Source organism: Chryseobacterium arthrosphaerae, from assembly GCF_001684965.1.
GTDB lineage: Bacteria > Bacteroidota > Bacteroidia > Flavobacteriales > Weeksellaceae > Chryseobacterium > Chryseobacterium arthrosphaerae.
Map to the genome: position 1 here is coordinate 1,019,465 of NZ_MAYG01000001.1, position 20,695 is coordinate 1,040,159.

At 37.0% G+C, this 20,695-nt stretch carries 18 protein-coding genes and 1 tRNA gene; 6 read left to right on the forward strand and 13 right to left on the reverse strand.

The genetic code is table 11. The annotated features are described in order from the left end of the window. The first annotated feature begins 1 nt into the window (after window position 1). From BBI00_RS04520 to BBI00_RS04530, 3 genes are all read left to right on the forward strand, one after another. A complete protein-coding gene (locus BBI00_RS04520; protein ID WP_228394715.1) occupies window positions 2-949 on the forward strand; it encodes a hypothetical protein in 948 nt (315 codons plus the stop codon). Between the two features lie 56 nt (window positions 950-1,005). Further along, entirely contained in the window at window positions 1,006-1,635 is a 630-nt protein-coding gene (locus tag BBI00_RS04525; protein WP_065397652.1) for a hypothetical protein, read from the forward strand. Between the two features lie 121 nt (window positions 1,636-1,756). Further along, window positions 1,757-2,545, forward strand: coding sequence for a hypothetical protein (locus BBI00_RS04530; protein WP_065397653.1), 789 nt, complete (start codon window positions 1,757-1,759; stop codon window positions 2,543-2,545). An 80-nt stretch (window positions 2,546-2,625) separates the two neighbouring features. Here the strand turns inward: BBI00_RS04530 and BBI00_RS04535 are convergent, their stop codons facing one another. From BBI00_RS04535 to BBI00_RS04550, 4 genes are all read right to left on the reverse strand, one after another. Continuing rightward, window positions 2,626-2,859, reverse strand: coding sequence for a hypothetical protein (locus BBI00_RS04535; RefSeq protein WP_065397654.1), 234 nt, complete (start codon window positions 2,857-2,859; stop codon window positions 2,626-2,628). Between the two features lie 99 nt (window positions 2,860-2,958). Next, window positions 2,959-3,030 (reverse strand) — tRNA-Arg (locus tag BBI00_RS04540). Between the two features lie 416 nt (window positions 3,031-3,446). After that, a complete protein-coding gene (locus BBI00_RS04545) occupies window positions 3,447-4,217 on the reverse strand; it encodes an alpha/beta hydrolase family protein (protein ID WP_065397655.1) in 771 nt (256 codons plus the stop codon). A gap of 13 nt (window positions 4,218-4,230) precedes the next feature. Continuing rightward, window positions 4,231-5,340, reverse strand: a complete 1,110-nt coding sequence (locus tag BBI00_RS04550; RefSeq protein WP_065397656.1) for an epoxide hydrolase family protein — start codon at window positions 5,338-5,340, stop codon at window positions 4,231-4,233. Between the two features lie 345 nt (window positions 5,341-5,685). On the opposite strand from BBI00_RS04550, the gene BBI00_RS04555 reads away from it, so the two are divergent. Continuing rightward, entirely contained in the window at window positions 5,686-6,324 is a 639-nt protein-coding gene (locus tag BBI00_RS04555; RefSeq protein ID WP_065397657.1) for an NAD(P)-dependent oxidoreductase, read from the forward strand. A 78-nt stretch (window positions 6,325-6,402) separates the two neighbouring features. On the opposite strand, the gene BBI00_RS04560 is transcribed toward BBI00_RS04555, so the two are convergent. Both BBI00_RS04560 and uvrA read right to left on the reverse strand, forming a co-directional pair. Then, on the reverse strand, window positions 6,403-7,170 hold the full coding sequence (locus BBI00_RS04560) for a methyltransferase domain-containing protein (RefSeq protein WP_065397658.1): 768 nt from the start codon (window positions 7,168-7,170) through the stop codon (window positions 6,403-6,405). 221 nt (window positions 7,171-7,391) lie between these two features. After that, window positions 7,392-10,184, reverse strand: a complete 2,793-nt coding sequence (gene uvrA, locus BBI00_RS04565; protein ID WP_065399615.1) for an excinuclease ABC subunit UvrA — start codon at window positions 10,182-10,184, stop codon at window positions 7,392-7,394. A gap of 633 nt (window positions 10,185-10,817) precedes the next feature. On the opposite strand from uvrA, the gene BBI00_RS04570 reads away from it, so the two are divergent. After that, the gene (locus tag BBI00_RS04570) at window positions 10,818-12,629 is read left to right on the forward strand and encodes a TonB-dependent receptor plug domain-containing protein (RefSeq protein ID WP_065397659.1); all 1,812 of its coding nucleotides are present in this window, start codon (window positions 10,818-10,820) and stop codon (window positions 12,627-12,629) included. Window positions 12,630-12,700: 71 nt separating this feature from the next. Next, entirely contained in the window at window positions 12,701-13,417 is a 717-nt protein-coding gene (locus tag BBI00_RS04575; protein ID WP_065397660.1) for a DUF2490 domain-containing protein, read from the forward strand. On the opposite strand, the gene BBI00_RS04580 is transcribed toward BBI00_RS04575, so the two are convergent. From BBI00_RS04580 to BBI00_RS04610, 7 genes are all read right to left on the reverse strand, one after another. After that, on the reverse strand, window positions 13,414-13,860 hold the full coding sequence (locus BBI00_RS04580; protein WP_065397661.1) for a phosphohydrolase: 447 nt from the start codon (window positions 13,858-13,860) through the stop codon (window positions 13,414-13,416). The genes BBI00_RS04575 and BBI00_RS04580 overlap by 4 nt on opposite strands. 80 nt (window positions 13,861-13,940) lie before the next feature. After that, window positions 13,941-14,276 carry a YegP family protein gene (locus BBI00_RS04585; RefSeq protein WP_065397662.1) on the reverse strand — a complete coding sequence of 112 codons (336 nt, stop codon included), beginning with the start codon at window positions 14,274-14,276 and terminating at the stop codon, window positions 13,941-13,943. A gap of 21 nt (window positions 14,277-14,297) precedes the next feature. After that, a complete protein-coding gene (locus BBI00_RS04590) occupies window positions 14,298-14,618 on the reverse strand; it encodes a hypothetical protein (protein WP_065397663.1) in 321 nt (106 codons plus the stop codon). Between the two features lie 85 nt (window positions 14,619-14,703). Next, the gene (locus BBI00_RS04595; RefSeq protein WP_065397664.1) at window positions 14,704-15,210 is read right to left on the reverse strand and encodes a hypothetical protein; all 507 of its coding nucleotides are present in this window, start codon (window positions 15,208-15,210) and stop codon (window positions 14,704-14,706) included. 82 nt (window positions 15,211-15,292) lie between these two features. Further along, on the reverse strand, window positions 15,293-17,068 hold the full coding sequence (locus tag BBI00_RS04600) for an acyl-CoA dehydrogenase family protein (RefSeq protein ID WP_065397665.1): 1,776 nt from the start codon (window positions 17,066-17,068) through the stop codon (window positions 15,293-15,295). A 16-nt stretch (window positions 17,069-17,084) separates the two neighbouring features. Next, on the reverse strand, window positions 17,085-19,364 hold the full coding sequence (locus BBI00_RS04605; protein ID WP_065397666.1) for a hypothetical protein: 2,280 nt from the start codon (window positions 19,362-19,364) through the stop codon (window positions 17,085-17,087). Window positions 19,365-19,413: 49 nt separating this feature from the next. After that, window positions 19,414-20,592, reverse strand: a complete 1,179-nt coding sequence (locus BBI00_RS04610) for a thiolase family protein (RefSeq protein WP_065397667.1) — start codon at window positions 20,590-20,592, stop codon at window positions 19,414-19,416. Between the last annotated feature and the right edge of the window lie 103 nt (window positions 20,593-20,695).

Here is a 20,695-nt window from a genome sequence, read left to right on the forward strand (position 1 = left end):
TATGAAAAAATTAATAGTTATATGCATTTTAACCATGGTGAATGCAGGATGTAAAGATTATAAAAACAACAATGAGAAAATTAAGGAAGAGATGACAAATCAAGTAGCCAAAGAAAAACAAATCACATATACTATTGCAGCAACTGCAGCCATCCCGGTAGTTATCTATTTTAATGATATAAAAGTATCAGAAGAAAATACACCCCTCAATACATCCATAGATCTGAATGGTTACGCATTGAAGAATGGAAAATATAAGATCAAAATTCAGATTTTCCCTGTATTCAGACGTGGTGATACTATGGTAAACCCTGAAGATATTAAATCCTGCCAGTTTAGTTTCGGAAGCTTTATCCGAAATAGAGATACCGGAGATATTCTGGATCCTAAAACCTATAACAGGTTATCCATCAAAGTACCTGATGCACCTGTACCTTACTTTGAGCAGGAATGGGAAGTGGAGGTGAAAGAACTTCCATATGATCTTGAAGGATGGAGTAAAGGACAGGATTTGTCTAAAATGGACAAAAAAGAACTTGAAAAGAAAGTCGTAGATTTTCATGAAAAAGTCAGAGAGGTTCTAAATCAAGGGAATGGAGATAAATGGGCTGCCTTAACAAAAACAAGGGCGAAGGAAACCGCATCATTTTATTACAGTAGCAATGAACAATATGAAAAGTCAGTTAATGAAAATAAATTAAGTGTTGAAAAATACTGTACCAATAATATGGTTCCTTTGGAGGATTATGAATTGAAATTGTATGCTCAGGGAAAGCTGGTTACATTAGAAAGAAAGAATCATACTATGGAGTTCAACAATAAATCTCCACTTGATATAAAAGGCTGGGGAGCATTAATTAGAAAAGGACAGAAGTCCGGAGCAGCTGATTACCGTATATTATTATATCTTCCGCAAGGCAGCAATGATTTTGTAATCATTCGTAAATAAATTAAAATAATTTACAAGAGTGTGCCCTCTGATAAGCTCAAACTTAAGTAGCAAAGATGCTCAATAAAAATAAAAAGCTGCAGAAAGAGCTCCAAAAAGTCCAGGAACAATATCAGGATAATAAAGCGAAGGCAATGCCTTTGACCCGGCCTGCGCTGATGCAGATGGGAGTCAATTTCCTGTGGGTTGTTTTTAATATGTATATGTTTCTGGAAAATAGAACGGTTGAGAAATCTTCATTCTTCAACTTTTGGGTGATGTTTTTTTTATTGCTCATGAATATTCCTCTGTTTATCTATAAGGAAAATGAAAAGGAGGGTAAAAATAAGTTTGTGGCTATTTATTTTTTTTGTGCATTATTGGTTTTTACCTTGTTTCCCTTTTTTATAGCCTATAATCTTGCGATGGTATTTACTGTAGCTTCATGGCTTCCCAATTATATTTATTCTTATTCTATAAAAGATAAAAAAGCAATAGACAGCTTAAAGGGAAATACAGGATGCTTTACCGTCTTTTGGTTGGGAATATTGGTGATTGGTGTCGTTATAAGTATTTCAGGACACTCTTTGGGGACTGAAGTATTCCCTAAGGGATATAACTACGGCTATCTTATCAATCTGTTGTATAATCTATTTTTTATAGTGTCAATTTATTATTCCGACCGGTATAGAAATATGTCTGTTTAAATAATACTAAGCCAGGGATTTATAGTGATGTTAACCACTTTTTATAATGAACTTATCCGTATTTCCGTCGGGAATAGTAGCTTTGTTCACTCTTTTTAAAGTTGATCAAAAATAAGCAGTCATGTTTGGAAACCATATTAAAGAATATCAATCGATCTATATAAGCATTATTACCTTGCTTATGATCCTGTTCATTTCTTACAGGTGGTGGATTAAGGAAAAGCAGATGAGAAGCTTATGGAAAGTCATCGTCATTGCAGTAATGGGGTTTATATTTTATCAGGTCGTTATTTCTGTAGTTTCAGTAGGTGTATATCTGGTTCATACCGCTAAAGATCATATATTGTCTGAAGCTCAGGAGGCGAATGTTATAGATTATAAAAAAGAGCAGAACAGACGTAATAAAAAACCATTATATTATCCCGTTGTTAGCTATATGAACGGTAATGGACAGCAAAAAACAGCTGTTGTAGATACAGGATTTCAGTATTCATCGGCTCCGGAACTTCAGGAAACTGTAAAAGTAGTGGTGGATGAAAGCAATGATGAAGTACGGCTTATTACTCAGGTAAGACCAATATTGATTGTGGGGGAAGTAATATTTATTTTCTTTGGAATAATAATATTAACCGGAATTACAGATTATGCACTTACATTGAATACCCGTAATCTTCAGACCTTCGGCCTTGTCAGTACTTTTTATATTGTCATTCCCCTGATCATTATTGGAGGAGGATATTTCTTTGGGAATTCTGCTTATAATTATTATCTGAAGAATGATTTTTCAAGCCGTTTCTGGATTCATATTGCTATTGCAGCAGGAAGTTTACTCTTTATGTTCGGCTATATCAATATCGTAAGGGAACAAGGTAAGAAGAAGGCTAAAAAAAAGAAAAAGATAAAACATTAAAAGAACAGGAAGATCTTATCGGATGACAGATTTTGTTGTTGCTGATCTTTATCATTCAAAAAATTGATAAACCTGGCCATCTAAAGAGCAGTAAACACCTCAATAATAGCTTCAATAAGTCCTTTTTCTATCGTTGTTTCCGAAGTGCTTTCCGGGAGCAATGCCCGTAAATTTCCTGAGTCGTCCCGTTCAAATACCACTTCAGTACCATTCACATCTACATAGATTTTATATCCATAAGTGAATGTTGCCAGTCTTCCGTTGAAAACATATTCTTTACCTTTATAACTTACCGGGACTTCAAATTCTTCCATTACTATTCATTCAGATTCAGCAGCAAATATCGGAATTCTCAGACGAAACGTTCCATATTAAGAGTAAGATTTTTAAAAAGTTGAAAGGAATTTATGAAATAGCCCCACCAAGAATCGAACTTGGATCTAAAGTTTAGGAAACTCTTATTCTATCCATTGAACTATGAGGCCGTTAAGAAAATAAATTTACAAAATATTCATGAATCATGTTAATGCATGTATCTTAATATGAAAACGAATCAGATCCAGGATTGAGTCGGGTATTGCCTTAATTATAAAAGAATCTGCCCTTTAGGGGCAGATTCAGTAGATAAGACATCTCATTTTTTTAATTAGACAACAATAAAAAGCACAGCCGACAATGCTGTGCTTAAATTTTTATTTCAAATTTAATTGCAATTTCAATAGTAGTAAGAAAAGCAAATAAAGTTTCCACTTCGATGTTTATTACATAGTAAATGTAGTGATATTTTTAATACGAAATATGAATTTAATGTTAAAATTCACAAGTTATCCACTTTTTTTTGTGGATAACTTTGTGTTGTTTCATTCATTAGCCTATTAAGAAGCCCTGAATAAAGAGATCATTATCCTTCATTCAGGTATCTCAGAATAAAATTATTCAACATTTCTTGTTCCTTTTCATCTCCTTTATTATCCATATGGCTATGATTAATCAGGGTAGGCTGTACAGTCATATGGTATTTCTTCTGCTCTTCATCATTGGGTAATACGCCTTCATCAGCCGGATAATCATTGGAACGGAGCGTATAAATCTTAGGAACGGAAGTTCTGGGCAGAAACATTCTCCGGTTATCCATTGTAATGATTTTATAAACCAGGTTAGGATGCTGGTTGCAGAACAGGGCAGCCATATCACCGCCATTGGAATGCCCGATAAGGGAGAGGTGTTTATAATCAAGATCCGGTTTTATTTTTTTCAGCTCATTCAAAACATACAGAATGTTATCCGAGCCCAGCTGCCAGAAAGGTCTTCTCACCGTCTGCAAATGACCTTCAGTAGGTAAGGGCTGGTCAGTTGTTTGCTCATGCTGGATGCTTACCGTGAAATATCCTTTTGAGGCAAGTTTTTCAGTGAGGTAAGAATACACAAAATAATCTCCGCCTTTATTAAAACCGTATCCGTGATTGAAGATAATCACCTGCTGGTTTGGAATTGGCTTTTTGACGTTAGGCGTATAAAAGGCTACAGGGATTTTCCGGTTTCTGCTTTGATCAAACATCGTGAGCGTATCGAGTTTTACGTCATAATCTTTGCCCTGGCTGTGTGGGTTCTGAGTTGTACAGCCAATGATCAAAAAAGAAATGGCAAGGAAGGCAAATGAAGTGTTTTGCATGGATATTATTTAATTATCTGATCGAATAGAAGAAAGATCTTAATTCATCAGCAAATATATGGGGTAATTCCAACGCAGCAAAATGCCCACCCTCATTCATTTTTTTGAAACTTACTACATTTACGAAACGTTCTGCCCATTCTTTAGGAAATTGTGCTTCACGGGGAAACACCAGAACACCGGCAGGAACATCGGTTTTTTGAGGATTTTGTGAACCGCTCCATAAAGCTTCAGCGTCCGCTTTATACATTCTTGCCGACGATCCTATTGTTTGGGTTACCCAGTAGATCATAATATTAGTAAGCATTTCATCTTTTCCCCCGCATGCCGTTTCTATCATTTCCGGAGGGGTACCGGCATTTACAAAGCTTATCATCCATGCTGCTAATCCGACGGGGGAATCATTCAAGCCATAGGCGATGGATTGTGGCTTCGTAGACTGTACCATTGCATAGGCTCCCTGACTGTACCACCACTGCTGAACAAACCGTGCAAATTCTTTTTCATCCTCACTCATCGTTGCAGGATCTTCCTGGCCTGTCGGGTAGCCCACGTCCGTAAGATGAACGGCCTCTACCACATCCGGATATCGGGAAGCAAGCGCCTTTACGACTCCCATTCCTATATCGCCGCCTGCAGCACAGAATTTTCCATAGCCCAGAACTTCAGTCATCAGCTTTTTCCAGATTGCTGCTACTTCTGTACTGCTGACCGCTGTTTTATCAGAAAAACCAAAACCGGGAATAGAAGGAATAATGAGATCAAAACTCTGCTCACCCTCCGTCAGCAGAGGAATAATTTTATGGAAACGGTAATAGCTGTCTGGCCAGCCGTGGGTAAGGATCAGAGGCTTGGGATCAGGACCTTTTCCTTTGATATACTGAAAATGAATGAGAATTCCGTTGATCTCAACCGTATACTGAGGGAAGCGGTTCAGCTGTTCTTCATATAAAGACCAGTCATATTCATTCATCCAGTAATCGGCGAGTTCTTTCATGTATTTTTCACTTGTGCCGTAGCTCCAGTCGGAATGTTCAGGTTCTCCCGGCCATCTTGTATTGGCGATGCGGGTCTTAAGGTCAGTAATGACTTCTTCAGGAATGTTTACGATAAAAGGTTTCATATTAATTAAATTTATGGGTGTACATTATAGTGATGTTGGGTAATGATCTGGTATTAAAATAATTATCGAAGTTAAATACTTTAAATCTTAAAATAAGTTTCCAAAATCATAAATTTTTATTGATTTAAAAATGTAACTTTAGAGCATTAAAATCTCGTAGTACATATGACACCGTTCAGGTTATATTCGAAGACCTGAAACTCTAAGGTTCAATTTTCTGAGCCGTATCTGTCTATTGTTTTAAAGTTAAAAAAGATGAACGCCATATTGTTTCATCGCATATTCATTGCTGCCTGTGATTGAAGGGCTCTGATGGATATATCAATACCATTAAAAAGAATCATTATGAAAACAAATAAAATCGCTGTGATCGGCGGAACCGGAAAATCCGGAAAATATCTTGTACAGCATCTTCTGAAAAGAGAGTATCCGGTAAGATTATTATTAAGACATCCCGAAAATTTCATGGTTGAAAACCCTCTTATTGAACTGGTCAAAGGTGACGCAAGAGATCAAAAAGCCATTGACTTATTAGTCGGGGGCTGCAATATAGTTATGAGTACGCTGGGGCAACCAAAAGGAGAGAAATCAATCTTCAGTGATGCTACAAAAAATATCAACCGTGCCATGCATGACCATGGAATCCGAAGGTATATTGTAACAACGGGCTTAAGTGTAAATACTCCTGCCGACCAAAAGAATCCCGGAGTGAAAATGGCCACTGACTGGATGTATCAGAATTATCCTGAAACTACAGGAGACAAACAGAAAGAGTATGAATTCCTTTCGGAAACTGATCTGGATTGGACATTGGTAAGGCTGCCACTCATCAATCTTACAGAAGAAAGCTTTACAACAGAAGCAAATCTCACCGATTGTAAAGGGGAAAGCATAAGTGCTGCAGACCTGGCAGAATTTCTGGTTCTACAGATCGATGACAAAACCTATTACAGGGAAAGTCCGTTTTTATATAATATAAAATAAATATCGGTCAGGGGAAACCCAATAATGGAAGAAGCTGTTACTGATTGGTAATGGCTTCTTTTTTATTTTCAATACCTATTATTTTTTACGTCCGTACATCAGAATACGCTTAAATGCATAAATAGCTGGATATTTCGGAAACCTTCTGGCTATACGTGCTTTAAATTCCGTAATGAATATTTCCTTTTGCGCTTCATTCAACCGTTCCAGATAAGGCAGCAATGCAGTCCCGGAAATGAAGGTATACAAAGCTTCATGGTCATCTGCAATAATGGGATATACTTTTTGGAAGATCTCTATATCCTGAATTCCGTTATCAAACAGGATCTGTGCATAATCATCCATGGAAAGTACAGGAGAATTGCGTTTAAAATGCTGTAAATAGGATGCGTAAGGTTCTTCATCCACCATCTGCATGAGAATCTGATTGAGTACATTCTCATTCTGAACAGGCATTTGGATGGCCAGCTGACCGGAAGGCTTTAAAAGTCCGATAATTTCAGGAAACAGCTTTTCGTGATCATCTGCCCACTGTAAAGCGGCATTACTGAAGACGAGGCCCCATTGCTGTTCTGAAGCTGCTGCCTCCTCAATGGTCTGAAGTGCAAAATGCAGGTGTTCATTTTCATACTTTTTAGATTTTTCAAGCATTTGGGGAGATGAGTCAATCCCTAAAAATACTGAGCCTTTCAGCTTTTCAGCTAAAATAGAGGTTTGCTCTCCCGTACCGCAGCCTAAATCAATTGCTTTTATATCGTCTTCAGGCTGGATCAATGCTGCAAGATCATAAAAAGGTCGGTATCGTACATCTTTGTATTGATCATATAATTCCGGATTCCATGGCATAATAAAAGTGATTTTTGATAGTTAAAAATAAGATAAATATTGATCTCTATGATTATCTGATCAGTCAAAAATCCTGCCTAAAATTTTTAAAATAAAAAATTCAAGTCTTTAAATCTATTAGCACTATTTCATAAAAAAGCGACTGCCTGAAACAGTCGCTTTTAATTATCTGTAAACAAATTTTGCTGATACCATTATCATATGGTCAATAGCCACCTAATTTATTGCTCAAGTTTTTCTTTGATATATTTTGCAGTATAAGACTTTTTATTTTTTGTCAGGTCTTCAGGGGTACCTGCAAACACGACTTCTCCACCATGTTTCCCTGCTTCCGGACCGATATCGATGATATAGTCGGCACATTTGATGATATCCGGCTGGTGTTCGATAACAATTACGGAATGTCCAAGGTCTATCAGCGCCTGTAAAGATTTCAGCAGTTTCTGAATATCATGGAAATGAAGTCCTGTAGAAGGTTCATCAAAGATAAATAAAGTTTTATCCGTCGTTACACCTTTTACAAGGAATGAAGCCAGCTTTACACGCTGTGCCTCACCGCCGGAAAGGGTAGAAGAGCTCTGCCCAAGCTGTAAATAGCCTAATCCTACTTCCTGAAGCGGTTTTAATTTCGTTACGATCTTCTCTTCATTATTATCCTTAAAGAATGCCAGAGCTTCATCTACCGTCATATGAAGAATATCTGAGATGCTTTTCTCATCGAATTTCACTTCAAGAATCTCGCTTTTGAAACGGGTTCCTTTGCAGACTTCACATTCCAGCTCAATATCTGCCATGAACTGCATAGAAACATTGATGACTCCTTCTCCTTTACACTCATCACATCTTCCGCCGTCTACGTTGAAAGAGAAATGTTTAGGTTTGTAGCCCATCATTTTTGCTACTTTCTGCTTGGCAAAAAGATCACGGATGTCATCATAAGCCTTCAGATAGGTCACCGGATTAGAACGGGATGATTTACCGATCGGATTCTGGTCGATCAGTTCAATATTTTTGATCAGCTTTTTCGGGAATTCCACTGAATCATAATCTCCTTTTTTACCACCCATTCCCAATTGGATCTGAATATCGTTGGTCAGGATTTCCTTCATCAGGGTCGATTTTCCACTTCCGGAAACCCCTGAAATCACTACCAGATTTTCCAAAGGAACATCTACATCAATGTTTTTAAGGTTATTCTGGCGGGCACCTTTGATATGGATCCATTCTTTAGCTTTTCTTCGTTTTTTCGGAACTTCTATTTCCAGTCTTCCTGTAAGATATTCAGAAGTAAGGGTGTCCGCTTTTTTCAGATCTTTGTAATCCCCGGCAAATACAAGCTCACCACCAAGGTAGCCGGCCTCCGGGCCGATATCAATAATATAATCCGCAGCTCTCATAACATCCTCATCATGCTCCACCACAATAACAGTATTGCCCAGGTCACGAAGGTTTTTCAATACTTCGATGAGGTTTTCCGTATCTTTGGAATGAAGACCGATGGAAGGTTCATCCAGAATATAAATAGATCCCACCAGAGAACTTCCCAGGCTCGTGGCAAGGTTGATCCTTTGGCTTTCTCCTCCGGATAGGGTATTCGAAGTCCTGTTTAATGTTAAATATCCTAAACCGACTTTCAGTAAAAATTCCAGCCGGGTAGAGATTTCGTATAATAATCTTTTGGCTACTTCCTTATCATGTTCGGAAAGTTTTAATCCATTAATCATTGGTTCAAGCTCATCCAGAGGAAGTTCAATCATCGACTGGATATTATGTCCGTCAACCTTTACCCAGCTTGTTTCCTCACGAAGCCTTAATCCTTCACAGGTAGGGCACAGGGTTTTGCCCCTGTAGCGGGAAAGCATCACACGGTACTGGATTTTATATAGGTTTTCTTCAAGCATTTTGAAGAAATTATTGATACAGGGGAAATTGCTTCTGCCGTCACCTTTCCAAAGGAAATTTTTCTGTTCTTTGGTCAGTTGGTGATAAGGCTTATGAATAGGAAAGTCACCTGCTTTTTTGATGAAATCTTTCTTCCATTCGCTCATGGTTTCCCCTCTCCAGCAAACTACGGCATCTTCATATACTGAGAGGGTTTTATTCGGTACCACAAGATCTTCATCAATACCGATTACCTTTCCGTATCCTTCACAGGCCGGGCAGGCACCATAGGGATTGTTGAAGCTGAAAAAGTGTACATTCGGCTCCAGGAATTCTATTCCGTCCAGTTCAAATTTGTTGGAGAATTCTTTTACTTTCCCTGTATCTGCATTCTTCAATGAGCAGTAACCACGGCCTTCATAAAATGCCATCTGAATAGAATCTGCAAGCCGCTGGAGAAAACTTTCATCATCTTCGTAAGAAAAACGGTCAATGACAAGATTGATCTCCATGCCTTTTTCCGGAGTAAATCCGAAACTTTCCAGATCTTCAATTCCTGCTACATTTCCATTGATTTCCAGTCTTGTAAAACCTGCCAGTTTTAAGATATTCAGTGTTTCCTTAAAGTTTTCAGCATCGTATTCCAGAGGAGCTGTCAATAGAAAGGAGGTGTCTTTTTCAGAGGCCTTAATGAAGTCTACAACATCCGAAACGGAATCTTTCTTTACTTCTTCACCGGAAACGGGAGAATAGGTTTTCCCGATTCTGGCAAAAAGAAGTTTCATATAATCATAGATCTCGGTAGAAGTTCCCACAGTAGATCTCGGGTTGGAAGAAATTACTTTCTGCTGGATGGCGATAGAAGGGGCAAGCCCTTTAATATCATCCACTTTAGGTTTTTCAAGTTTTCCCAAGAACTGGCGTGCATAGGAACTTAAACTTTCAACATATCTTCTCTGTCCTTCCGCATAGATGGTATCAAAGGCAAGAGAAGACTTACCGCTTCCCGAAACTCCTGTAATAACGATCAGTTTGTTTTTCGGGATAAGGACGTCTATATGCTTCAGATTGTTAAGATGGGCATTCTTAACGAAAATCTGTTTTTTTATATCAATATCTGTTGTGTTAGCCATATTTTGTTTATTCATATAAGTAACCGGATATATTATGGTCTTCCGGTACCGGTGTTTTGGGCATAGAATATTCCAGGCCTTCGTCATCAACTGAACTTTGAGGTATCCTTCTCAGCTTCATCTGTTTCTGGTTTCATTTCTCCTGAATACAGTTGAAAAAAAGAATATTTTCATCGTAAAATTAAGACCCACAAAATTACGAATTTTTGATGAAAATCAGATGCTTCTCTCATGACTAAAATTTTATGAATTTAAACGAAAACAGGATTTATCATGAAGAAATAAACCCTGTAAAAATGAAAAATAAAACAGTGTTTTGTAGACTTATTTATTTTTTTGCATTTATTTTTATTGTATTTGAAATGGTTAGGCGAATTTCATTATGATTTTTTACCAGAGTATTGTTTTATATTTTAAAAATTTTTAAAATTGTATTCATAAATATGTAATAGAGAAATGAGAAAATTATTCAGAGATCTGGTTACACATTTAATGAGAAAAAGATAGTCATTACTCCCTCAAAATCAAGATGCAGCATATCACTGCATCTTTTTTTATGACAAGTATCATTTGCCCGTATTGATGAACTCCCTTACTTTTGAATCCTGTTAAAAGAAAACTACGGAAACGATTATGATCAAAAAGATAGGAAGTGCTTTTTTTCTGGGATCTTTACTTTGGGTAAATGCACAGGAGAAGACTACAGATATTGAAAGCATTGAATTTCAAGGGAAATTTATCTCTACCCCTTACAAAAGTGCCAATCAGAACATCAGTGTCATTACTAAGGAAGAAATTGAAAATTCGCCGGCTAAAAGTATTGATGAGATTCTTCAGCAGGTACCGGGAATGGATATCAGAAGGAGAGGTGCCAATGGGGTACAGAGTGATATCGGTTTTCGTGGAAGTTCTTTTGAGCAGGTTCTCTTATTGCTGAACGGGATCAGGATGAATGATTCCCAGACAGGGCATAATAATATGAATGTTCCGGTAGATCTTGAAGACGTTGAGAAGATTGAGATCATCAAGGGACCTGCAGCAAGACGTTTCGGGCAGAATGCTTATGCAGGAGTCATCAATATCATTACCAGGCCAACACCGGGAAAAAAGGTCAAAATAAGCGCAGAAGGCGGTGATTACGGTTCTTATAGTTTAGGATTTAATGCCCAGATAGGTAATGAAAAATTTTCAAATACGCTTCAGGCCAATTCCAATGCCTCAGAAGGGTATATGTATAATACGGATTATGAGATCCGAAATGTTTTTTATCAGGGAAAACTGAATATCAAAAACGGGGATGTAAGAGTACAGGCTGGTTTTTCAGAAAAGAAATTCGGGGCCAATGGATTTTATGCGTCCAAAGATGCGACCAAACAGTATGAGGAGACCCAGGCTTCTATTGTAAGTGTGGCTCACCAGCAGACTTTCGGAAAGCTTAAACTTAACTCAAATGTATATTGGAGAAGAGGGCAGGATATGTATCTGTATGACAGATGGAATCCGGGTTTTTACAGAAATATGCACATTGGAAATAACGTAGGCGGAGAAGTGAATACCAGCTACCAGTGGGGATTGGGAACTACCGGAATCGGGGTTGAACTGAGAAAGGAACTTTTGGTGAGCAGCAATTTGGGAGACAGAAACCGTTTTGTTTCCCAGGTTTTCTTTGAACATCATTTTTCATTACTGGACAAAAAACTGAATATCAGTCCGGGGATTTCATGGGCCAATTATTCTAAGGAAGGTAATTTCTTTTATCCCGGGCTTGATGTGGGCTATAACTTCAATCCGAACAGTAAAATTTACGGAAATATTGCGAAAGTACATCGTGTACCTACCTTTACCGATCTTTATTATGTCAGCAGAACAGAACAGGGAAACCCTGATTTGCAGCCTGAAAATGCGGTTTCTTCTGAAGTTGGCTATCAGTACCAGAATAAAAATATTTTGGCCAAAGTCAGCGGATTTTTAAGAAATTCCAGCAATTCTATTGACTGGGTTAAAAAAGATGTAAATGACAAGGTTTGGTATGCTCAGAATGTAGGGGAAATCAAAACAAAAGGAATTGAAGCAGAGTGGAGCCACAGACCTTTGGATTGGTTGAAATACACGGTAGGATATACCTATATCGACAGTAAATATGAGGAAACGAACGGTCTTGTTTCAAGGTATATTCTTGATAATTTAAGGCATCAGTTTATTTCCAGGCTGGAACTAAAGTTCCTGAAAAATTTTACGAATGAGCTTGTCTACAGATACAATGAAAGGGTGAATCTCGGAACCTATAATCTTGTTGATGAGAAGCTGAGTTTCAGTAAGAAAGACTATTCTGTATACGTTTTGGTTAATAATATTACGAATACAAAATATACGGAAGCGTTTGGGGTAGGAATGCCGCAAAGGTGGTTCCACATTGGTTTTTCTTATACGATCAATGTTAATTAGATATTAATCTAGTATTAATTAAACTTAATATTAACAAATTGTTAAAAAAATTACATTTGCAAAAATTTTTTATGAAACGTCTTTTAGGCTTAGGTTTACTACTTGGTATTTCTTTTTTCAAAGCTCAGGAACATATTTCCAGCTTCAATGCAGTGACCCTCACCTATAAGTTTCATCCGAAGTTTTTCCTTTATGCAGAAGGGCAGATGCGTGGTAACGAAGATTATACCTATCCCGATTATTATGAGATAAAAGGAGGGCTGGGGTATAATCTTACTAAAAATCACAAACCCTTTGTAGGACTTGGAAGATATGTCAATTACAAAGATCACAGCTTAAGCAGAGAGGAGTTCAGGGTATGGCTTCAGGATATCATCGATTTTAAAAAAGGTATCGTTAAGTTTGAAAACCGTTTACGTGCTGAGAAAAGCTGGTTTTATGAGCCTAAAACAGACCAGACTTCGCAGAGAATGCGTTACCGTTACCGTTTGAATATAAGTGTGCCTTTAAACTCTAAAACCATTAAGAAAGGAACTGTTTTCGCTAATGCTTATGACGAAATATTCTTCGTATCCCCGATGAAGCCTACTTTTGCCAGAAACAGGGTCTATGGCGGTTTCGGCTATCAGATCGATGATTATTTCGGAATTGTAACCGGGTACCTCTGGCAGCGTGAATTTGAGGCTAAAGGCAACAAGAATTTACATTTTATTTATCTTGCCCTGAACATCAATATCGATGGTACGGATCATCAGGAGAAAACTTACCATTTCCCGGGTGCAGATTAATATTTCTCTATCAGATAACGATAGGCTTTCAGGTATTTATTGAATCTTTTAATATCCTTGGGCGTCAGCTCTCTGTTGACTCTTCTCAGGTCCATATTATCACGAAGGTCGTTTAACTTGACCGCCACTGCTAAAGGAGATCTTTCTGTTCTTTTGACGAACTCATCATAATCTTCTTCCGGATCAAATTTTGTAAGGCAGCTCACCGCGAAAATAATGTATTCGGGAAAGCCCTCGGATCTCAGATAATCCAGGCTGAATTCCAGCGGATGGTCCTCTACTACGTCGTGCAGCACACCTACGATCTTTTCATCCATGGTTTTGCCATATTCCATTACACGCATTACGTGGGCAATGTAGGGAGCATGGTATTTATCAGTCTGTCCTTTGTGTGCCTTATCGGCTATTTTGATGGCTTTATTCAGTAATTCTTCTTTTGTCATTTTTTCTAAAAAAATAGACTACAAAAATAAAAAATGCCTTAAAAAAATAAGACATTTTTAGAATATTATTTCAGATGATTTTACAGGCTTGTTTCATCTTCTACAGAAGCATGTGGAGCATTGTTCTTTACAGATTCTATTCCGTTTTCCATGCCGTTGTCAGATTCATACATCTGGCTGGTTCCGATGATCTGTCCGTTACCTGCTTTAAGGTTGAAATAACATCTGCCGTCTTTTGCCGTATTTCTTTCAAATTTGGCATCTTCCTGTGAATTGGTTTTTACTGATCCGATTCCGTTTTCGCAGGAAGGTTTGGTGCTGTATCCCTGGCTGGTTAGAATGACCTGCCCGTTTCCTGCCTTAAGGTTGAACTGAAACTCACCGTTCGTTCTTTTTGAAATAATAAATTTTCCCATAGTTAATAGTTTTTAGTGTGGTTATTTGGAAGGCGCTGTTGCCTTGTCGGTATTCAATTTTATTTTTTCAGGAGTGGTAGGATTCAGAATTTTAAATTTTGAATGATCTTTTTTCTGCTCTTTTAAAGCGGCATACAGAGCTGTGTCCTTTGGTTTGACAGCGAGTATCTTATAAAGGTCTTTTTGTTTCTTATCGGCATCGGGTCCGGAAATTCCAGCAATTTGTTCTTTATTATACTTCTTTGTTGTATCTCTTTTTTTGAAAAAAGGCTCGGACTTTTCTTTTTCTTGTGCTGTAAGTGTAACGGAAAGTAAGAGTAGGGGAAATAATAAGGTTTTCATGTGTGCTCTCTGAGTTTAGATTTTTAGTTTAATAAAATTAGCAAAAATTATCAAGTTTTAGATAATAATTTGTAATGTTTTGTAATCACTGTTTCGGAAGTCCTACCGTAAGGGTTATTTTTTCATATCTGTCATCTGTTATATCTGAAATAATGACCACTGAAAAATAGGAATGATTGCCCTTAAGCATCCATTTTTTTAATGCCTCTTCTCTGTAGCGCTGCAGGCTTTTATCTTTTGTGTCCTTTTTTCTGTCTATCCAGAATAGATCTGATTTTAGATAATCAGAATGATCTTTAGCCAGCTTCTTCATTTCATCTACCAAAAAAGGATAGTCTTTAAGAACGGTCTTTGCATGATCACATACTGTTTTTTCGAATTCTTTCATCAGTTCAGTTCCACAGTAGGCATACCTGTTTTTGGTGAATGTTTTCTTAGGTTTTTCAGGCTTATTTCCGTAGGCATCTACTATTTTGTTTACAACTGGATCTTCCAGACGACCGCCGCACGGTAAAGTATCATTTTTTTTAATTTGTGAAAAGACAATTCCGGAGGTAAAAATTGCTGTAAGAGCATATAATTTTAATTTCATTAATAAGAATCATATTTATAATTAAATATATAAAAAACGCCCCAGGAACGGGACGTTTTAAATCAAATTTATGTTATAAAGACTAATAAACTCCTTTTTCAATATAGTGAGCCGCCACTTTTTCAGTTAATGCTACTACATTCGGATGGTTGGTGTACTTCGTGAATCTTCTTAATCCTGACAGCATCATTCTCTGCTCATCTCCTTCAGCGAAAGAAATAATTCCTTCTTTAGCTGCAACGATGATTTTTTCAACTGCTTTATAAAGGTTTAACTGAGCCATAGCTGCTTCTACAGATTCAGGGGAGAAGTGTTTCTCTGCTCTTAATACTGCAGATTCCGCCATATAGATCTGGTTAAGGATTTCAGATGCATTCAGTAATAAGTGCTGTTGCTTTTCAATATCCATCATATATTTCTGAAGAGCAGCTCCGGAAACCATAAGGAATACTTTCTTAAGGTTAGCAATAATGGCTTTTTCTTCGCTCATGAATTCTGAATAATCAGGCACTTCGAATGAAGGAATTCCCATCAGTTCTTTGCTGATTGCCATTGCAGGAGATAAAAGATCCAATTCACCTTTCATTGCTCTCTTGATCAGCATTCCTACTGCTAATAGTCTGTTGATTTCGTTAGTTCCTTCATAGATTCTTGAAATTCTTGAATCTCTCCATGCTGCTTCCATAGGAGTATCTTCAGAGAATCCCATACCTCCGTATACCTGGATCCCTTCATCAGCAGTGTGCTGTGCAAGGTCAGAAACGAATACTTTAAGGATAGAACATTCTACAGCGAATTCTTCAACACCTTTAAGCTCAGCAGCCTGGTGATCCAAACCACCTGCTACCAATTCATCAATTTTATCCTGAATGTTTTTAGCAGCTCTGTAAGAACCAGCCTCACTTACGAAAACTCCGGTTGCCATTTCAGCCAGTTTCTTTCTGATTGCTCCGAAAGTGGAGATAGAAACACCAAACTGTTTTCTTTCGTTAGAATATTGAATAGAATGATTCAGGATTCTTCTCTGGGCATCCAGACAAGCTGCCGCTAATTTAATACGGCCAACGTTCAATGCATTCAGAGCGATTTTGAAACCATTGTTTCTTTCTCCCAGAAGATTTTCCACAGGAACTTTCATATCATTGAAGAAAACCTGACGGGTAGAAGATGCACGGATACCTAATTTATGTTCTTCCTCACCGAAAGTTAAGCTCTCAGGATTTTCAAGTTCAGAACGGTTAATAACGAAACCAGTGATGTTTTTATCATCATCAATCTTAGCGAATAAAGTGAATGTATCTGCAAAGCCTGCATTAGAGATCCACATTTTCTGACCATTGATGATATAATGTTTTCCGTCTTCAGAAAGCTTAGCTTTTGTTTTTCCAGAATTTGCGTCAGAACCAGCATCCGGCTCAGTTAAGCAGTAAGCCCCGAATTTTGTTCCTGTTGCCAAGTCCGGAAGATATTTTTTCTTCTGTTCTTCAGTTCCGTAAAGAACGATCGGCAGGGTACCGATTCCGGTGTGTGCTCCATAAGCCGTTGCCAATGAACCTGTAGTTCCTGATAGGTAATCACAAGCTAACATTGTAGTCACAAAGCCCATTCCAAGACCTCCGTATTCTTCAGGAACTGCAATTCCCAACATACCCATTTCACCAAGTTTACGCATTGTTTCTTCCGTAAATGCGTAGTCTTTCTTTTCGAAACGCTCTCTTTGAGGAACTACTTCTCTGTCTATAAATTCTTTTGCAGAATCACGAAGCATTTTTTGTTCTTCATTCAATTCTTCAATGCTGAAAATTTCGTTTGCAGGAATTTGTTTGATTAGGAATTCACCTCCTTTTAGTGTAGCCATATTTATTTTTTATTTTTTAATTATAATATTCAGTGTTTGTTGCAAGATCAAGCCAGCCTTGCTGATTTTTTTCGTTTGTTATTTCCAAAAAGTTATCTTTTCGGATTCCTGTTTTCTTGTATTTTGGTTCTTTGCTGAGTTTATAAACTCCGTATTTTTTGTCTTTGTAAAAAATGATCAGTTCATCTCTGAAAATAATATCATCATATTGCATTGGTAATAGGGTAATAGCATCAAGTTCATAATTGAAATCATAATACCTGAATTTACGATCATCCTCATCCTCCTTATCATATTTGCTGAAACGTGCCTGCTGGGTGATCTCAGAATATTTTTTTTCAAATTCTCTATCTTTAATTGTTATTCTTGAGTCTCTTACAAAATTTCTTTTTTCCTTATCAAAAGAGAAAAGTCCTTTTTTACCCTGATACTCTGCTGTTATAAAAAAATCTTCAATATCATAATCATCGTATTTAAAATAATGTAGAATATCCTTTCTGCCTGCTTTTATGTCATTATAGATATAATTTAGTTTTGCCTTTTGAGGCAGATTTTTTAGAGCATATGATTCTGTTTCAGAAGAATCCCATCTGTTTCTTATTCTTACAATTACATCTCGTTTTGAATTCTTATCATAAGCCGGGGAAAATTTATAATAGGTATTCGGATCCTGGCTGCATGTCATATAAAAATATTTTTTAGGTAAAGTATCTTCCAATGATGAATTGAGACTTCTTACTTTTCCCTCATATAAAACATTAATATAGTCACCTTTTAGATGAACACTTTTTATATTGTTGATATTCAATTTATTAAGAAATGAATCGTAAATGGAATAATCGGAACCTTTTTTAGTTATAATAAAATAATCATTCATTAAAATTTCATCATAACGGTCTGAAATGATCGGATTTCCAAATACTGAATACAATTTCTTTTTGCCATTTTCTTCGACAATGGTATAATGCTTCTGAACATCGAGATGATGATCAACCTTACTGTCTGATTTATCTGCTGCCTTTACATTGATATTATTTAATAAATATCCATCCTCAAGAGGTATAAAGAAATTTTCTGATGAATCTTTAAAAGATATAATGGGTCTATCGGTTTGAAAATTAAATATGAAAGCCGGGTAGGATTCCGAATAATAGAGTCTCCATTTTTTTTCATGGTCATCCTTACCGGTTTCATGATATCCAAATCCATTGGCCTCATTATCTTCAAACTTATATACTTGTTTGCTCATTATTTCAGGGGTAGGAAAAAAATATTTATATAATAATTCTTCGCCCTTGTCATAATAGCTGAAGACTTTTTTGGTTATCTCTTTTTTAAAATTCCCAATAGTTTCTTTTTTAATTTTATTAACATCTAAAAGAAAACTTTCTTCACCTAAATAGTCCTGTATATCTTTGAGTTTAAAAATTCTATCATCATTTTCCAGTTCCGTATATGCCCTGTTTTTTCGCTGATCATCTGAAATCCAGCTTTTATAGGTATAAAAAGTATATTCATCTCCTTTTTTCTGAAGAATATCTGAATATTTACCATATACTATAAAATGAGCTCCGGGAAAATCAATTGATTGATTTACAGATATTTTATCATTCAATGAAAGCTTTTCAGAAGCAACGGCAAATCCATTAAGGATGTCATACTTAAAATATTCATGATTAATTACATAGCCATCAATAATATTATCAGCATTTATTTCACTGATCAGAGTTCCATCCTGCTTATAATTTCTTATTTTAACCAGCTGCTTTTCAGTATTGTAAAATTTCTCATAGGCGAGGGTGTTACTATTGTTCCAATATACCTTTTCAGTATCGGAAGTTCTTGATTGGTAATCTACCGAATCCTTACTTTTCAGACTTCCGTTTTCAAAATAAATTTCTTCCCATGCCTTTTTTCCATCCGGTTTCTGAATTTTCCAGAGTTTTCCGTTCGGATAGTAAAATTTAAGTTCTAAATCTTTGACATTTTTAAAACTACTTTGGGAATATTTTGAGCCGTTGTCAAACCCCTTTTCGTCATACCAGTATTCTGAACCAATACTTTTTTTATCATTTTCTTTTTTCAAAGAATATCCCTGATACTGTAGTTTTCCATTGATAAAGTAATCCCGGATAAATTCTATTGAATCATTTAATATAACAGGAGCAGGTCTGTAAAAAGCTGCTTTATCTTTTGTTGTCTCTTTCCAGGATTTGTCAAAATACGTCGTTTTTTTCTGCTGAGAATTCACCAGAATGACCACAAAAAGAGAAAAAAAAGATACTTTGTTTGTCATAAAAAATTAAAATTTGGGAAGAAAGAAAATTCAGTCTTCCCAATTTATTTTAAAGAAGTTCAAAAATACTTGCCGCTCCTTGTCCAGTTCCTACACACATAGAAACCATTCCGTATTTGTTTCCACGTCTTCTCATTTCATCCAGAAGCTGAACCGTCAGTTTTGTTCCTGTACAGCCCAGTGGGTGACCTAAAGCAATTGCCCCCCCGTTTACGTTTAGAATCTCAGGATTTAAACCCAGTTCTTTTTTGATTGCTACTGATTGAGATGCGAAAGCTTCATTAAGCTCGATCAAATCAATATCCTTTAATTCTAATCCCGCCTGTTTCAATGCTTTTGGAATAGCATAGATGGGTCCCATACCCATAATTCTCGGTTCAAGACCTGCAGCAGCATAAGCTACCAATCTTGCTTCCGGTTCCAACCCTAATTCTTTTACCATTTCCTCGCTCATGACCATGACGAAAGCTGCTCCGTCACTCATCTGAGAAGAGTTTCCGGCTGTTACACTTCCTCCATTGGCAAATACAGGTCTGAGTTTTGCCAGACCAGCCAGTGAAGTATCAGCTCTTGGTCCTTCATCAACAGAGAAATCAAACTTTTTAGTCTGCATTTTCTGGTTTTCATCCAGGAAATTATATTGTACAGGAATCGGAACGATCTGATTGGCAAATTTTCCTTCCTGGTTAGCTTTTAAAGCTTTCATATGAGATTCAAAAGCAAACTGATCCTGTTCCTCTCTTGAAATATTGTATTGTTTCGCTACTTCTTCAGCAGTATAACCCATTCCCCAATAATAATCAGGGTTGGTTTTTGCAATATCCGTTTCGGGAACCGGCTTATAACCACCCATCGGAATATAAGACATGGACTCAGTACCTCCGGCAATGATACAATCTGCCATTCCCGCCTGTATTTTTGCAGAAGCAATAGCAATAGCCTCACTTCCTGATGCACAATATCTGTTTACGGTTACTCCCGGAACTTTATCTGTATTTAATCCCATTAAGGAGATCAGACGGGCTACATTTAGCCCTTGCTCGGCCTCAGGCATTGCATTTCCTACAATAAGGTCATCAATTCTGTTTTTATCTAATTGCGGAAGCTCAGCCATTAATTTTTCAATCACGGTAGCCGCCATTACGTCAGGACGTGTAAAGCGCAGAGAACCTTTTGGTGCTTTTCCTACTGCTGATCTGAATCCTTTTACGATGTATGCTGTTTTCATTTTTTTGTTTAATTAAATTGTTTTAAGAATTTTTTGCCTCGTAGAGGTAAACTGTTCATAGATATTTGTTTATGCTTTTGTGGAGCTCCGTAGGAGCGACCTG

What these genes read in the sequence shown, in the direction of transcription:
- BBI00_RS04520 (WP_228394715.1), top strand. Translation starts at nt 2, where the DNA reads ATGAAAAAATTAATAGTTATATGCATTTTAACCATGGTGAATGCAGGA.
- BBI00_RS04525 (WP_065397652.1), top strand. Translation starts at nt 1,006, where the DNA reads ATGCTCAATAAAAATAAAAAGCTGCAGAAAGAGCTCCAAAAAGTCCAG.
- BBI00_RS04530 (WP_065397653.1), top strand. Translation starts at nt 1,757, where the DNA reads ATGTTTGGAAACCATATTAAAGAATATCAATCGATCTATATAAGCATT.
- BBI00_RS04535 (WP_065397654.1), bottom strand. Translation starts at nt 2,859, where the DNA reads ATGGAAGAATTTGAAGTCCCGGTAAGTTATAAAGGTAAAGAATATGTT.
- BBI00_RS04545 (WP_065397655.1), bottom strand. Translation starts at nt 4,217, where the DNA reads ATGCAAAACACTTCATTTGCCTTCCTTGCCATTTCTTTTTTGATCATT.
- BBI00_RS04550 (WP_065397656.1), bottom strand. Translation starts at nt 5,340, where the DNA reads ATGAAACCTTTTATCGTAAACATTCCTGAAGAAGTCATTACTGACCTT.
- BBI00_RS04555 (WP_065397657.1), top strand. Translation starts at nt 5,686, where the DNA reads ATGAAAACAAATAAAATCGCTGTGATCGGCGGAACCGGAAAATCCGGA.
- BBI00_RS04560 (WP_065397658.1), bottom strand. Translation starts at nt 7,170, where the DNA reads ATGCCATGGAATCCGGAATTATATGATCAATACAAAGATGTACGATAC.
- uvrA (WP_065399615.1), bottom strand. Translation starts at nt 10,184, where the DNA reads ATGGCTAACACAACAGATATTGATATAAAAAAACAGATTTTCGTTAAG.
- BBI00_RS04570 (WP_065397659.1), top strand. Translation starts at nt 10,818, where the DNA reads ATGATCAAAAAGATAGGAAGTGCTTTTTTTCTGGGATCTTTACTTTGG.
- BBI00_RS04575 (WP_065397660.1), top strand. Translation starts at nt 12,701, where the DNA reads ATGAAACGTCTTTTAGGCTTAGGTTTACTACTTGGTATTTCTTTTTTC.
- BBI00_RS04580 (WP_065397661.1), bottom strand. Translation starts at nt 13,860, where the DNA reads ATGACAAAAGAAGAATTACTGAATAAAGCCATCAAAATAGCCGATAAG.
- BBI00_RS04585 (WP_065397662.1), bottom strand. Translation starts at nt 14,276, where the DNA reads ATGGGAAAATTTATTATTTCAAAAAGAACGAACGGTGAGTTTCAGTTC.
- BBI00_RS04590 (WP_065397663.1), bottom strand. Translation starts at nt 14,618, where the DNA reads ATGAAAACCTTATTATTTCCCCTACTCTTACTTTCCGTTACACTTACA.
- BBI00_RS04595 (WP_065397664.1), bottom strand. Translation starts at nt 15,210, where the DNA reads ATGAAATTAAAATTATATGCTCTTACAGCAATTTTTACCTCCGGAATT.
- BBI00_RS04600 (WP_065397665.1), bottom strand. Translation starts at nt 17,068, where the DNA reads ATGGCTACACTAAAAGGAGGTGAATTCCTAATCAAACAAATTCCTGCA.
- BBI00_RS04605 (WP_065397666.1), bottom strand. Translation starts at nt 19,364, where the DNA reads ATGACAAACAAAGTATCTTTTTTTTCTCTTTTTGTGGTCATTCTGGTG.
- BBI00_RS04610 (WP_065397667.1), bottom strand. Translation starts at nt 20,592, where the DNA reads ATGAAAACAGCATACATCGTAAAAGGATTCAGATCAGCAGTAGGAAAA.